This is a genomic window from Pseudomonas sp. YuFO20 (genome assembly GCF_035064975.1).
Lineage (GTDB): Bacteria > Pseudomonadota > Gammaproteobacteria > Pseudomonadales > Pseudomonadaceae > Aquipseudomonas > Aquipseudomonas putida_AE.
On the sequence record NZ_JAXDEO010000029.1, the window covers coordinates 1 to 14,687 of the forward strand.

Sequence of the window (14,687 nt, forward strand, 5' to 3'; positions counted from 1 at the left end):
GTCAGTTTCGCATCCTGTTTTCCGAGGCGGCGCTGGAGAGTGAGGAGTTGCATCGGTTGATCGAGATAGCGTTGGGTCAATAAAGCCGCCTTCGCGAGCAAGCTCGCTCCTACAAGGGATCGCGGCCCCCTGTAGGAGCGAGCTTGCTCGCGAAGAGGCCCGGTCAGACACCCGAGATCCAAGGGCCTTTATCCCTGCGACACCCCGCCACGCCACGACCTTGGTCGACACTGACTAACCCCTGCCATCGTGCGAGACTGTCTGTCCGGGCGGGAGGCTCGGGTGTCTTTGGTTGCCTGGAGTTCCCATGTCGCTGTCCAGCGGGCTGATTGCCGTCGTCGCCCTGGCCTATATGGCCATCATGTTCGCCATCGCCTTCTACGGCGACCGTCGCAGCGCGCCCCTGCCGCCGCGGGTGCGAGCCTGGGTGTACAGCCTGTCGCTGGCGGTCTACTGCACCAGCTGGACCTTCTTCGGCGCGGTGGGTCAGGCCGCCGAGCAGCTCTGGTCCTTCCTGCCGATCTACCTCGGGCCGATCCTGTTGTTGATCGGCGCGCCGTGGGTCCTGCAGAAAATGGTGATGATCAGCAAGCAGGAGAACATCACCTCCATTGCCGACTTCATTGCCGCGCGTTATGGCAAATCGCAATCCCTGGCGGTGGTGGTAGCACTGATCTGCCTGGTCGGCGTGCTGCCCTACATCGCGTTGCAGCTCAAGGGCATCGTGCTCGGGGTGAACCTGCTGATCGGTGCCGGCGCCGACGCCATGGGGGTTCGCGCGCAAGACACCGCGCTGGTGGTGTCTCTGGTACTGGCGCTGTTCACCATTGTCTTCGGCACGCGCAACCTCGACGCCACGGAACACCACCGCGGCATGGTGCTGGCGATTGCGTTCGAGTCGCTGGTCAAGCTGTTCGCGTTCCTGGCGGTGGGCGCCTACGTGACCTTCGGCCTGTACGACGGCTTCGACGATCTGTTCGACCAGGCCATGCTCGCCCCGCGCCTGGAAGAATACTGGAAGGAAACCATCAACTGGCCATCGATGGTGGTGCAGACCGGCGTGGCGATGATGGCGATCATCTGCCTGCCGCGGCAGTTCCACGTGACCGTGGTAGAAAACATCGACCCGCAGGATCTGCGCCTGGCCAAATGGGTGTTCCCGGCCTACCTGGCCCTGGCGGCTTTGTTCGTGGTGCCGATCGCGCTGGCGGGGCAGATGTTGCTGCCCAGTTCGGTGTTGCCCGACTCCTTCGTGATCAGCCTGCCCTTGGCCCAGGCGCATCCTGCCCTGGCGCTACTGGCCTTCATCGGCGGCGCATCGGCGGCCACCGGCATGGTGATCGTGGCCAGCGTGGCGCTGTCGACCATGGTCTCCAACGACATGCTGCTGCCCTGGCTACTGCGCCGCAACAATGCCGAGCGCCCGTTCGAGGTGTTCCGCCAGTGGATGCTGTCGGTGCGCCGTGTCAGCATCGTGGTCATCCTGCTCCTGGCCTACGTCAGCTATCGCCTGCTAGGATCGACCGCCAGCCTGGCGACCATCGGCCAGATCGCCTTCGCTGCCGTGACGCAACTGGCGCCGGCGATGCTCGGCGCTCTGTACTGGAAACAGGCCAACCGCCGCGGCGTATTCGCCGGCCTCGCCGCCGGAACCTTCCTGTGGTTCTACACGCTGATCCTGCCGATCGCCGCCCACAGCCTCGGCTTGTCCCTGAACAGCTTCCCGGGCCTGGCTTGGCTGCACAGCAACCCGCTGAACCTGCCGATCACCCCGCTGACCCAGGGCGTGGTGCTATCGCTGGCCGGCAACTTCACGCTGTTCGCCTGGGTCTCGGTGCTGTCTCGCACCCGCGTGTCGGAACACTGGCAGGCAGGCCGCTTCATCGGCCAGGAAATCAGTGCCAGGCCCAGCGCCCGCTCGATGCTCGCGGTACAGATCAACGATCTGCTGCAACTGGCCGCACGCTTCGTCGGCGAAGAACGCGCCCGGCAGAGCTTCATCCGTTTTGCCTACCGCCAGGGCAAAGGCTTCAATCCGAACCAGAACGCCGACGGTGAATGGATCGCCCACACTGAACGCCTGCTCGCCGGTGTGCTGGGGGCCTCATCGACTCGCGCGGTGGTAAAAGCCGCCATTGAAGGCCGGGAAATGCAGCTTGAGGACGTGGTGCGCATCGCCGACGAAGCCTCGGAAGTGCTGCAGTTCAACCGCGCGCTGCTGCAAGGGGCGATCGAGAACATCACCCAGGGCATCAGCGTGGTCGACCAGTCGCTGAAACTGGTGGCCTGGAACCGTCGCTACCTGGAGCTGTTCAACTACCCGGATGGCCTGATCAGCGTCGGCCGACCGATTGCCGACATCATCCGCCACAACGCCGAGCGCGGTTTGTGTGGCCCCGGTGAAGCGGAAGTGCACGTCGCCCGCCGCCTGCACTGGATGCGCCAGGGCCGCGCCCACACCTCCGAACGGCTGTTCCCCAACGGCCGGGTGATCGAGCTGATCGGCAACCCGATGCCCGGTGGCGGCTTCGTCATGAGTTTCACCGACATTACCGCGTTCCGCGAAGCCGAGCAGGCGCTGACCGAAGCCAACGAGGGCCTGGAACAGCGCGTCACCGAGCGCACCCACGAGCTGTCGCAACTCAACGTGGCACTGACCGAGGCCAAGGGCACCGCCGAGGCCGCGAACCAGTCGAAAACCCGGTTCCTCGCGGCCGTGAGCCATGACCTCATGCAACCGTTGAACGCCGCGCGCCTGTTCTCCGCCGCCCTTTCCCACCAGGACGACGGCTTGTCCAGCGAGGCGCAAAAACTGGTCCAGCACCTGGACAGTTCGCTGCGTTCGGCCGAAGACCTGATCAGCGATCTGCTGGATATTTCCCGCCTGGAAAACGGCAAGATCAATCCGGATGCCAAGCCGTTCGCGCTCAATGAGCTGTTCGACACTCTCGGTGCCGAATTCAAGGCGCTGGCGCGGGATCAGGGGCTGGAGTTTCGCGTCAGGAGCAGTACGTTGCGCATCGACAGCGACATCAAGCTGTTGCGGCGCATCCTGCAGAACTTCCTGACCAACGCTTTCCGCTATGCCAAAGGGCCGATACTGCTGGGCGTGCGCCGTCGCCAGGGTGAGTTGTGCCTGGAAGTCTGGGACCGTGGGCCCGGCATTCCGGAAGACAAGCAACAGGTGATCTTCGAAGAATTCAAACGCCTCGACAGCCACCAGACCCGCGCCGAGAAGGGTCTTGGGCTGGGGCTGGCGATCGCCGACGGACTCTGTCGCGTGCTGGGCCACAAGTTGCGCGTGCGCTCGTGGCCGGGGCGCGGCAGTGTGTTCAGCGTCAGCGTGCCCCTGGCCCGCGCGCAAGCCGCGCTGCCGGCCAAGGCGGCCGAACTCAATGGCAAGTTGCCCAGCGGCGCCCACGTGCTGTGCGTCGACAATGAAGACAGCATCCTGATCGGCATGAACAGCCTGCTCACCCGCTGGGGGTGCCAGGTCTGGACCGCGCGTAACCGCCAGGAGTGCATGGCGCTGCTCGGCGATGGGTTGCGCCCGCAACTGGCGCTGGTGGATTACCACCTGGACGATGGCGAAACCGGCACCGAGTTGATGGCCTGGCTACGCACCCGGCTGGGCGAGCCGGTACCCGGGGTGGTGATCAGCGCCGACGGCCGACCCGAGACCATGGCGCAGGTGCACGCGGCGGGGCTCGACTACCTGGCCAAACCGGTGAAACCGGCGGCGTTGCGGGCGTTGTTGAGTCGGCATTTGCCGTTGTAACAACAGAGATCTCAGCCCTGTAGGAGCTGCCGAAGGCTGCGATCTTTTGATGTTTTATTCCGGCAACTCGACCAACCCATCCACATCGGTCATCGCCCGCTCCAGCAAATCTGCCGGCAGACTCTTGCTCGCCCGCGCGCCCAGCAGCTTGAGCTGCTCGCTGCGGCTGACCAGATTGCCGCGTCCTTCTGTCAGCTTGTTGCGCGCCGAGCTGTAGGCCTTGTCCAGTTGCTGCAAGCGATTGCCGACTTCGTCCAGGTCCTGGATGAACAGCACGAACTTGTCGTACAGCCACCCGGCCCGCTCGGCGATTTCCCGGGCGTTCTGGCTTTGCCGCTCCTGCTTCCACAGGCTGTCGATGACCCGCAGGGTCGCCAGCAGCGTGGTCGGGCTGACGATCACGATGTTGCGGTCGAAGGCTTCCTGAAACAGCGTCGGCTCGGCCTGCAACGCGGCGGAAAACGCCGCTTCGATCGGCACGAACAGCAAGACGAAATCCAGGCTGTGCAAGCCGTCGAGACGCTTGTAGTCCTTGCCCGCCAGGCCTTTGACGTGATTACGCAAGGACAGCACGTGCTGCTTGATGGCGATCTGGCCGATAGCGTCGTCTTCGGCCGCTACGTATTGCTGATAGGCCGTCAGGCTGACCTTGGAGTCGACCACCACCTGTTTGTCGCCCGGCAGGTAGATGATCACGTCGGGCTGGAAACGCTCGCCGTCAGGGCCCTTGAGATTGACTTGGGTCTGGTACTCGCGGCCCTTCTCGAGCCCGGCATGCTCGAGCACGCGCTCGAGGATCAACTCGCCCCAGTTGCCTTGGGTTTTCTGCCCTTTCAGGGCCCGGGTCAGGTTGGTGGCTTCGTCGCTCAGGCGTAGATTGAGCTGTTGCAGGCGCTCCAGCTCCTTGGCCAGGGAAAAACGCTCCCGGGCTTCGGCCTGATAACTTTCCTCGACGCGCTTTTCAAAAGACTGGATGCGCTCCTTCAACGGATCGAGCAATTGCCCCAGGCGCTGCTGACTGGTTTCGGCAAACCGCTGCTCGCGCTCATCGAAGATTTTCCCCGCCAGCTCGGCGAACTGCGCACGCAGCTCGTCCCGCGAGCCCTGCAGGTCGTTGAGGCGCTGCTGATGGCTTTCCTGCTGCTCACGCAGCTCGGCCTTGAGGGACGCGGCCTGGGCGTCGAGGCGGCGCAATTCGACGTCTTTGCCAGCGCGTTCGATGTTCCAGGCATGGGCCGCATCGCGGGCATCGTCACGCTCGATCTGCAGCAGCTCGACCTCACGCCGCACGGCGGCGAGGTCCGCATGTTTGGCAGCGTTGGCCTGGCCGAGATCGGCGACTTCATCGCGACTGGCCTCGAGCTGCGCATTCAGGCCATCCTGCGCCAGATTCGCCATGGCCAGGCGCTCTTCCAGCAGCGCCGCCTGGGCCTGGGCGGTGCTCGCCCGGCGCTGCAGTTGCCAGGCCAACACCAGCAACGGCGCCGCCGCACCCGCCAGCCCCAGCAATGCGCTGGTCAAGTCCATAGCCATAGCCACTCCTGCCATTGAAATAAAGCCTGAAGGTTAACCAAGGCGTCAGGTCTTGGACAGCTCAGTCTTCGATCAGGCCCAGTTCCTGTTGTGCGCGCAAGTCCCCTGCCCGCGCCGCCTGGCGCAAGAGATCCTGGCCAATCCGGCGATCCCGGGCATTGCCGCACTCACGGCACATCAGCTGCCCCAAACGGCTCTGTGCGGCGACGACGCCTTCACGGGCCGGTTGCTTGAGCAAGCGGCCGGCGATGTGTTTGACGTTCGGGCTTTCGCCCAGGCGCGGGCTGTCCAGCAGCCACTCGGCCACCCGCATCGAAAAGCGCTTGGGTGAGGCAACCGTGGACGATTTGTCGGAGGAGGAAGTAGGTGGTGTACGAAACTTCATAAAGCACTGTGGGCAGATCGGAAGGCGCGCCACTCTACTCTCTTTTTCTTACAGGTAAAGCCGAAAAAAAACCCGGCACGCCCGTCCTAGAGCAAGCGCTCGGGACAATCCACAGAAGCTGTGGATAACTCAGTGGACAACCGCCATTGAACTCGCGCAAAGGCTTATGGAACGGGGCCTGCAGTCAAACTGACGATTTTTTCACCAGTTAAAAAAAGCGATGTTTTTCATTGACTTAAATTTTGGTTACAGGCACCCACTGCGCTTGAAGGCTGGATGACAGCGCCGTGACAGTCCACGCAACTAATGTGCACAACTACCTTCGTGACGGTTATATCGCTGTGCATTTTCGGCGCGTTTTTCATCGAATGTTGGGGATAACCCCCGGTAAACCCGCGTCCCAGGCCACTTGCGACGGGTCGAATGAGGATGACCGCCGGTCGTTTTCCGGGCTATGACAGGGCAGCTTCCCGGTATCGCCAAGCCGCCGACGGACCATGACGATGAGCCGGCATCAGAGTTTTTTTGCTAGTGCCCTTCCCTTTGCCTGTTCGATCCGTTAGTATCCGCGGCGTTAGTACCAAGCTGAAAGTCAATTCTGGTCGAACAAATCCCCCCGGCACAGCCTTCCAACAGGAAGCTGCCACCGAACAAGCGGGATCGACCACCTCGATGGTTTCCAGGTAAATCTTGCGCCAACACAGCCTTTGAATCGAATGCAAAGGGTGTTGCCAGGCTCACTTACTCTGACCGAACCAGCCTGCAAATTGATCAGGATCTTCACCCCGGGCCCAGAACCTTTGCCCTCGATGTGTTGCCTGCCCTCCTAAGTACCTACCTGCCAGCCCAAGCGCGCCAATTTTTAGCGCTTCAAACTGGCTGCTTTGTTCCAGTCGGGTTCTTCGTTCGACCAACGGTGGTCGTCGTCACTGGAACGTTTTAATTTTGCACGGCTCTTATCCGTGTCGCTTGTAGGAACACCCAATGACTATGTCTACTCAAATCCACACCCAGGATGCCATCCGCACCCTCACCAACGCTTTTGCACCAATGAACTGCCTGATCATGGCCGCTCGCAAAGGCTGTTTCAGCTTCACCCTGGTCAATGAACACGGCATCGCCCGTCACAGCGAACGCCTGTACCCCGACCAGTACTCCAGCGCCGAGCCGCTGCAGGCAGTGATCGAGCGTACGCGCCAGGCCCTGGTGGCCTGAAGCGCCAGCACGACTGAAACACCAGAAGCCCCGCCCCGAAAAGCGGGGCTTTTTGTTGCCCGACGTTTCATGGCGACTAAGCACGGATAGATATAAGGTTTATAACTCGCCAGCGGAAATATTTTAAAAACAGTCCTTTACGCGGTGAATATGACACTAGACTTCAACTCAAGCGGCCTGTTCCGCTTCCGACGAGCCTGAGTCGATTCACCGCTGCCAAAGCCTTTCAGGTTCGTCGCCATATTGATGTATCGAGGGCTTTATGGGTATCGCTGCCAGCGAACTGTGCCGTTATGTGATCCGTCCGACCTTGATCTACCTTGGACGCCATAGCGCAACCGCCGAATCCCTGCTGCTAGGCATCGCCGCCAGCCAGTCAGCCCTTGGTTCCGCCCTGCATGACCGCCGTGGACACGGCCTGTACCGAATCGCCGAACCCCGCCACCAGGCACTTTGGGACCACTACCTGGCACTCGATCCGGAACGCGCGAGCCTGGTTCGTGGCCTGGCCAGCCAGCATGCCTTCCTCAGCGGCCCGCACCTGGAATTGACCGTCAACCTGCGTTACGCCACTGCCATCGCCTGGCTGCTGGTCGAAGAACAGAACACCCCCCTCCCCGAAGCCGACGACCTGCTGGGCATGGCGCGAATCTGGCGCCAGACCTTCCAGCCCCAGGGACGCCTGAGAGACTTCACCTGCGCCTGGCAAACCTGTGTATCACCGCTGAATCAGGTCGCCTGCTGAAACCTCTGGATCCAAAATCGCTCAACTGGTAGCGAATTTGGTCGGATTGTCCTACAAAACCGCTCTAAATCAAGCATTACAGCCTATGGCGCTGGGACGAAAATGTTGGTAATTTTCGCCCCGGTGATCACCAGGAGTTCTAATAATGAAAAAAGTAATGCTCAAAACCACCATTAGCCTCGCCGTTGCCTTGGCATCCACCCAGATCTTCGCAAGTGGCTTTGCCCTCAACGAACAAAGCATCAGCGGGATGGGGACAGGTTTTGCCGGGCGATCTTCTTCTGCCGACGACGCATCCACAGTTGTTGGCAACCCTGCCGGCATGTCTCGCCTAAAGCGCGAGCAAGTGACCGGCGGCGTTGCATTCATCGACGCGCACACTGACATCAGTGATGCCAGCGCCCGCAATGGCGGCACCAACAAAGGTGACATGGTCCCTTTCATGGGCGTGCCGATGGGCTATTACGTCAAGCCTATCGATGACCAGTGGGCGGTCGGTTTCGGCGTCTACGCTCCATTCGGCCTGGTGACCGACTACGAGAACGGCTTTGCCGGCCGTTACTTCGGCAGCAAGAGCGAAGTGCAAATCATCACCCTCCAGCCAACCGTCAGCTATGCCTTCAACGACAAGGTGTCGATCGGTTTCGGCCCGACCATCAACCGTATCGACGGCAAGTTGGAATCGAACCTGTCGCTGAGCCCGAATCCGGCCGCACCGGACGGTGAAGTCAAAATCAAGGGTGACGACACTGCGCTGGGCTACAACATCGGTATCCTGGTTCAAGCCACCGACTCCACTCGCGTCGGCTTGACCTATCACTCGAAAGTGAAATACAAGCTCGACGGTGACACCAAGCTCAGCTACAGCCCGCTCGGCCCACTGGGTCAACAGAAGTTTGATGCTTCGCTGGACATTACCACCCCTGAGTCCGTGGACTTTTCGGTCACTCATCAGCTGGACGACCAGTGGACCCTGTACGCAGGCAGCACCTGGACTCGCTGGAGCCGCCTGAAAGAAATCTCCGTCGAGAACAGTGGCGTGCCTGCTCCTTTGAACCCAGCGTTCGGCACCATCACTGAAGAGCAGAACTGGCATGACACCTGGGCTCACGCAATCGGTGCTTCGTACCAGCTGAACAAGCAGTGGGTACTGCGTACCGGTCTGTCGGTTGACCAGTCGCCAACCAACAACGAAAACCGCTCCCCACGCATCCCGACTGGCGATCGCACGATTTTCAGCCTGGGCGCCGGCTGGAGCCCGACCGACGACCTGACCATCGACTTGGCGTACTCGTACCTGCGTGAAGAGTCGGTGAAGGTCAACGACAACAATGGCCGTCAGAACTACAGCGCCAAGTATGAAAACTGGGCGAATGGTTTCGGTGTCGGTGCGACTTACCGCTTCTGATGACGTGCGGCGAGCCTGAACCCCTCGCCCGAAGCAAAAAAGCCCCGCTCTCTGGCACAGAGGCGGGGCTTTTTCATTTCAACCCGATAACGCAATACCAGTAGGAGCTGCCGCAGGCTGCGATCTTTTGATCTTGTTTGTAAAAATCAAAGTCAAAAGATCGCAGCCTGCGGCAGCTCCTACAGGGTTGCGTCAGGTTCGGTAATGGGTGTCGATCAGGGCGTGGCAGCCAGAGGCGGCGAAGCCAGTGCCTTCTCCACAGCCTCAATGAATTCAGGATCATCGGGCTTGGTCAGGCTGGAGAAGCTGGCGATCACCTTGCCCTGGCGATCGACCACGTACTTGTAGAAATTCCACTTCGGCGCACCGCTCTGATCGGCGAGCACCTTGAACAGGTTGGTTGCATCGTCGCCACGGACTTTCTGCGGTTCGGTCATGGTGAAGGTCACGCCGTAGTTCACGTAGCAGACCTTGGCCGTCTCGGCGCCGTCCTTGGACTCCTGCTTGAAGTCATTGGACGGCACACCAATCACCTCCAGCCCCTGCGCCTTGTAACGCTGATTGAGCGCCTCAAGGCTTTTGAACTGCGGGGCAAAACCACAGAAGCTGGCGGTATTGACCACCACCAGCGGCTTGCCGGCGAAGCGCTGGCACAAATCGATGGATTCGTTGGCGCGCAACTTGGGCAACGAGCCTTGCAGCAGCGCCGGGCACTCGTCCGCCTGAGCCAACCCGGTAAATGCTACCAGTAACGCGGGAACCGCCAGCCAGCGCATCAGCATATCGGTACTTCCTTGAGGATTCTTGTGAGGTCGACGTTACTCGCCCTCGCTTCCTTCTAGCAAGTCTCTAGCAAGCCGCCTTCTAGCATGCCCCGCCCAACTGCATCAGCGCCAGGCCTCCCTGGTGCCAGCCCCACCACGCCAGCGCCAGCAGCAAGGCGCAGACAGCGACGAGCACGATCCGCGGCAAGAGGCTGTTCATGTCGCACTCATCTGGCTTTGCAGGCGCGCCACCGGCCGCTCACGCACAGGCCAGTTCAGGGCCGCGGCCATCAGGCTCAAGAGAATCGCCACCTGCCAGATCAAGTCGTAGCTCCCGGTCCGGTCATACACCACCCCGCCCAGCCAGCCACCGAGAAATGACCCGAGCTGGTGAAACAGGAAAACAATCCCACCGAGCATGGACAGGTTTCGTACGCCGAACAAGGTGGCCACGGTGCCGTTGGTCAAGGGCACGGTCGACAACCACAGCAATCCCATGCCCATCCCGAACAGGTATGCGCTGGTGGTCGTCACCGGCGCCCACAGGAACAGCGCGATCACCACCGCTCGCAACAGGTACAGGGCGGTGAGCAAGCGCGGCTTGGACATGCGCCCGCCGAGCCAGCCGGCGGTATAGGTGCCGAAGATGTTGAACAGGCCGATCAGCGCCAGCACCGTGGTGCCCACGGTCGCCGGCAGATGTTGATCCACCAGGTACGCCGGCAGGTGCACGCCAATGAACACCACCTGGAATCCACAGACAAAAAAACCGAACGCCAGCAGCCAGAATCCCGAATGGGAACAGGCCTCGTGCAGCGCTTCAGAGAGGGTTTGCTCGTGGCCGAGTACCGGCAGCGGTTTGTCCTTGAGCATGCCCACCAGCGGCACGATCAGCGCCACCAGCAGCCCCAGCGCCAGCAACGCCGCGGACCAGCCGAGCCAGCCGATCAACCCGAGCGTGCCGGGCAGCATGGCGAACTGGCCGAACGAACCGGCGGCGCTGGCGATGCCCATGCCCATGCTGCGTTTTTCCGGCGGCACCGCGCGCCCGACCACGCCGAGGATCACCGAGAAGGAGGTGCCCGACAGACCGATCCCGATCAGCAGGCCGGCGCTCAGGGACAAGGTCACCGCCGAGTCAGAGAGCCCCATGCACACCAGCCCCGCCGCGTACAGGACACCGCCGACCAGCACCACTTTCGCCGCGCCAAAACGGTCGGCCAGGGCGCCGGTGAACGGTTGCGCCAGGCCCCAGATCAGGTTCTGCAGGGCGATGGCGAAGGCGAAGACTTCACGCCCCCAGCCGAATTCGGCGCTCATCGGCGCCAGGAACAGCCCGAAACCGTGTCGCACCCCCAGGGACAACGCCAGGATCAGCGCACTGCCCACCAACACCCAACCGCACGTACGCCACATCGAGGTCATTCTTGTTCTCCTGTCGCGGGTATATACCCGCTTATAATCGTACAAACCGGCTTCATGCCAGTTCGTCCAGCAACTTGAGTAACGTTTCGCGCTTTTCGGCGCCCAGGCGATCTACCAATCGCTGTTGCGCCGCCTCCCACGCCGGCAAGGCTGCTTCCAGGCGCTGGGCGCCCGCTTCGGTCAGCCGGACGATGCGGTTGCGCATGTCCTCGCCCTCCACCAGCGTTACCAGGCCTTCACCTTCCAGCACGCGCAAATTGCGCCCCAGGGTGCTGCGATCCAGCCCCATGGCCTCGGCGAGCGTAGAGATACTCGGTTGATCCAGGCGCTGCAGATTGCACAGCAAAGAATACTGGGCAACGTTGATCCCGAAGCCATCGAGAGCGCCGTCGTAATGCCTGCTGACGCCACGGGCGGCGCGACGCAGGTTGATACATAAACATTGGGAGTCGAGCATGATGCGTGTATATACCCGTGGTTACATAAGTGCAAGTCCTGCGAGGATCGCAACTTCCAGCAATTCCAGCAACGCCCCCGCCGTGTCTCCCGTCGTGCCACCCAATCGACGCAGCATCACCTGCCTCAGCCAGACGAAAATCAACGCTGCCAGCAACAGCGCCCATACGGCGCTGAGACCAGCGATCAGCACACACAACAGGCTGCTTGCCGCCAACACCTGCTTGCCCGCCAAGCGCGGAAGATGATCGGCCAGCGCCTGACCCAAGCCACCGGGACGCACGTAAGACGTGGTGAGGAATAATCCCAGCAGCGCACTGCGACTGATCAAGGGAACGATGATCAGGGCCAGTGCATGCTGCTGTTCGATCAGCGCCACCAGTGCGGTAAATTTCAGCAGCAACACCAACACCAGTGTGACCACTGCGATCGGCCCGCTGCGTGGATCCTTCATGATCGTCAATGTACGCTCACGATCGCCGAATCCGCCCAGCCAGGCATCGGCGCTGTCGGCCAGGCCGTCCAGGTGCAGCGCGCCGCTGAGCAGCACCCACACCGCCAGCAACAATGCCGCATGAAGCAACAATGGCGTGCCCAGCAACAGCCAGTTCAGCGCCCATAGAATCGCGCCGAACAGCAAACCCACCAGCGGATAAAACAGCAGCGAGCGCCCCAGTTCCTCAGGCGTTGGCATGCCCGGCAGGCGAATCGGCAGGCTGCTGAGAAATTGCAGGGCGATCCAGAACGGCAACATGTTCAGCGCACTTCCTTTAATACACCACCGGGCTCGACCGCCAGCGAGAACAGCGCCCCATGCGCCACTTCGACATTCAGCAGTTGCTCTCGTGGCAGGCCCCGGGCATGGGCCAGCAATAATCGCATGACCCCGCCATGACTGATCAGCAGCACACGCTCCCCGGCGTACCGCTCATGCAAACGCGCCACCGCCGCCAGCACCCGCGCGGAAAAGTCCGTGACCGGTTCGCCCTCGGGCGGGGTAAAGGCATAAGGATCCGCCCAGAACAAACCCAGGGCCTGGGCGTCGGTTTCCATCAGTGCCGCGGCACTCTGCCCTTCCCAGGCACCGAAGTGCAGTTCTTGCAGGTTGCCGTCCAGCTCGATCGGCAGCCTTGATTGCACCGCCAGTTCATCGGCGAAGCGCGCACAACGCTGCAACGGCGAACTGACCAGGCGATCCCAGGGCCCCTGCTGCGCCACCGCTTCGCGCATCTGCGCCCAGCCCTTGTCCGTCAGCGCGTCGTCGAGACTGCCGCGCAAGCCGCCGCCGAGTTCGGTTTCACCGTGACGCAACAGATCCAGATGCAAAATCATGCCGGACGATCCGCCACCGCCGCTTCGGCGAACGTCGCCATCTGCCCGTGCAGGTCGCAGGCCAGGCGCAGCAATGGCACGGCCAACGCGGCACCACTGCCTTCGCCCAGGCGCAACCCGAGGTCCAGCAAAGGTTGGGCATTGAGGGTTTCCAGCACATGACGATGGCCCGGCTCGGCACCGCGATGACCGAACAACAACCATGGCTGGCACGACGGATTCAAACGCACCGCCACCAACGCCGCGACGCTGCAGATGAACCCGTCCACCAACACCGCGATGCCTTGCTGGGCGCACGCCAGATAGGCGCCAACCAATGCCGCGATTTCAAACCCACCGAGGTTGAACAAGGTCTGCAGCGCATCGCCACGCTGAGCGCCGTGCAAGGCCAACGCACGTTCGATCACTTGAGCTTTATGACTGACACCCGTCGCATCCAGCCCGGTACCCGGCCCGGTCAGATGCACCACCGGACAATCCAGCAAGGCACAGGCCAGGGCGCTGGCCGCCGTGGTGTTGCCGATGCCCATTTCGCCACCAATGAACAGTTGCGCGCCCATCGCGATGGCACGCTGCACGCTGTCGCGACCGGCCTGCAAGGCGCGTTCGCCCTGAGCCACGGTCATCGCCGGACCCTGGGCGAAATTCGCCGTGCCCGGACCGATGTTCAGGTGACGCACACCCGTCAGGTGCAACGACGGCGTGATGGTGCCGAGGTCGACCACTTCCAGGGAGGCGCCCAACTGCCGCGCCAACACGCTGATCGCCGCACCACCGCTGACGAAGTTGTGCAGCATCTGCCCGGTGACTTCCTGGGGATAGGCCGAGACGCCCTCGGCCACCACACCATGGTCACCGGCAAAAATCGCGATCCACAACCGCTCCAGACTCGGCTTGACCTGCCCCTGGAGCCCGGCCAGTTGCACCGCTACCGCCTCAAGCTGGCCGAGGGAGCCGGCCGGTTTGGTCAGTTGCTGTTGACGGGCTTGCGCCTGCTCGATCGCCTGGGCGTCGATCGGTTGGCACGGGGTCAGCCACCACGATGGGCTCATAACGCAGTTCCTTTCAAAGTCAGGGGCAGGCCGGCGACGGTCAGGATGACACGCTGACAACGCTCGGCCAGGGCTTGATGCAGCCAACCGGCTTCATCGACATAACGACGAGTCAATTCGCCCAGCGGCACGACACCCATTCCGGTCTCGTTGCTGACAAAAATGATTTCACCCGGCAATGAGGCCAGGCATTCGAGCAAGGCTTCGCGCTCGGCGTTCAGGCGTTCGGCATCGTCCAGCATCAGCAGGTTGGTCAGCCACAGCGTCAGGCAATCCACCAGCAGGCAGCGCTCGGCGCTGGCGTTCTCGCGCAGGACGCGGGCCAGTTCCAGCGGCTCTTCGATCAACGCCCATTCAGCGGGACGGCGGGCGCGGTGATGGGCGACACGCTCGTTCATTTCGCCGTCCAGGGGTTGGCTGGTGGCGATGTAGGTCACTTGGAGTTGGCTGTCGGTTGCCAGTTTTTCAGCCAGGCGACTCTTGCCGGAGCGGGCGCCGCCGAGGATCAGTTGGAGCATGGTTTATTCCATAAATTGTGCGGTGTCATGACGGGCCCCTTCGCGGGCAAGCCCGCTCCTACAGGGAAACGCGGTC

Annotated in this window: 13 protein-coding genes; 4 read left to right on the forward strand and 9 right to left on the reverse strand. The window is 62.0% G+C overall.

The genetic code is table 11. The features are described 5' to 3' along the window. Positions 1-307: 307 nt before the first annotated feature. Positions 308-3,778: a hybrid sensor histidine kinase/response regulator gene (locus SOP85_RS17265; RefSeq protein ID WP_323627637.1), complete on the forward strand. Its 3,471-nt coding sequence runs from the start codon at positions 308-310 to the stop codon at positions 3,776-3,778. Positions 3,779-3,832: 54 nt separating this feature from the next. Here the strand turns inward: SOP85_RS17265 and rmuC are convergent, their stop codons facing one another. Then, positions 3,833-5,197 carry a DNA recombination protein RmuC gene (gene rmuC, locus SOP85_RS17270; RefSeq protein WP_323627689.1) on the reverse strand — a complete coding sequence of 455 codons (1,365 nt, stop codon included), beginning with the start codon at positions 5,195-5,197 and terminating at the stop codon, positions 3,833-3,835. A 175-nt stretch (positions 5,198-5,372) separates the two neighbouring features. Continuing rightward, positions 5,373-5,696: a sel1 repeat family protein gene (locus SOP85_RS17275; protein WP_323609143.1), complete on the reverse strand. Its 324-nt coding sequence runs from the start codon at positions 5,694-5,696 to the stop codon at positions 5,373-5,375. Between the two features lie 990 nt (positions 5,697-6,686). On the opposite strand from SOP85_RS17275, the gene SOP85_RS17280 reads away from it, so the two are divergent. The 3 genes from SOP85_RS17280 (at position 6,687) to SOP85_RS17290 (ending at position 9,064) form a co-directional block, all read left to right on the forward strand. Beyond that, complete coding sequence (locus SOP85_RS17280) at positions 6,687-6,911, forward strand: hypothetical protein (RefSeq protein WP_007898912.1); 225 nt, start codon at positions 6,687-6,689, stop codon at positions 6,909-6,911. A gap of 262 nt (positions 6,912-7,173) precedes the next feature. Beyond that, the gene (locus SOP85_RS17285; protein ID WP_046819412.1) at positions 7,174-7,656 is read left to right on the forward strand and encodes a hypothetical protein; all 483 of its coding nucleotides are present in this window, start codon (positions 7,174-7,176) and stop codon (positions 7,654-7,656) included. A 145-nt stretch (positions 7,657-7,801) separates the two neighbouring features. Then, entirely contained in the window at positions 7,802-9,064 is a 1,263-nt protein-coding gene (locus SOP85_RS17290; protein WP_274074930.1) for an OmpP1/FadL family transporter, read from the forward strand. Between the two features lie 215 nt (positions 9,065-9,279). Here SOP85_RS17290 and SOP85_RS17295 read toward each other — a convergent pair whose 3' ends face one another. From SOP85_RS17295 to cobU, 7 genes are all read right to left on the reverse strand, one after another. Then, positions 9,280-9,846 carry a glutathione peroxidase gene (locus tag SOP85_RS17295; protein WP_323627638.1) on the reverse strand — a complete coding sequence of 189 codons (567 nt, stop codon included), beginning with the start codon at positions 9,844-9,846 and terminating at the stop codon, positions 9,280-9,282. Positions 9,847-10,044: 198 nt separating this feature from the next. Continuing rightward, a complete protein-coding gene (locus tag SOP85_RS17300) occupies positions 10,045-11,253 on the reverse strand; it encodes an MFS transporter (RefSeq protein WP_274074928.1) in 1,209 nt (402 codons plus the stop codon). A 52-nt stretch (positions 11,254-11,305) separates the two neighbouring features. After that, on the reverse strand, positions 11,306-11,710 hold the full coding sequence (locus tag SOP85_RS17305) for a MarR family winged helix-turn-helix transcriptional regulator (RefSeq protein ID WP_274074927.1): 405 nt from the start codon (positions 11,708-11,710) through the stop codon (positions 11,306-11,308). Between the two features lie 21 nt (positions 11,711-11,731). Then, positions 11,732-12,463 (reverse strand): adenosylcobinamide-GDP ribazoletransferase, encoded by a 732-nt coding sequence (locus tag SOP85_RS17310; RefSeq protein ID WP_323627639.1) that lies wholly within the window; start codon positions 12,461-12,463, stop codon positions 11,732-11,734. A gap of 2 nt (positions 12,464-12,465) precedes the next feature. Continuing rightward, positions 12,466-13,041: an alpha-ribazole phosphatase family protein gene (cobC, locus tag SOP85_RS17315; RefSeq protein ID WP_323627640.1), complete on the reverse strand. Its 576-nt coding sequence runs from the start codon at positions 13,039-13,041 to the stop codon at positions 12,466-12,468. After that, positions 13,038-14,093 (reverse strand): nicotinate-nucleotide--dimethylbenzimidazole phosphoribosyltransferase, encoded by a 1,056-nt coding sequence (cobT, locus tag SOP85_RS17320; RefSeq protein ID WP_323627641.1) that lies wholly within the window; start codon positions 14,091-14,093, stop codon positions 13,038-13,040. The genes cobC and cobT overlap by 4 nt, the downstream gene beginning before the upstream one ends. After that, a complete protein-coding gene (gene cobU / locus SOP85_RS17325) occupies positions 14,090-14,611 on the reverse strand; it encodes a bifunctional adenosylcobinamide kinase/adenosylcobinamide-phosphate guanylyltransferase (RefSeq protein WP_323627642.1) in 522 nt (173 codons plus the stop codon). The genes cobT and cobU overlap by 4 nt, the downstream gene beginning before the upstream one ends. Positions 14,612-14,687: the final 76 nt, after the last annotated feature.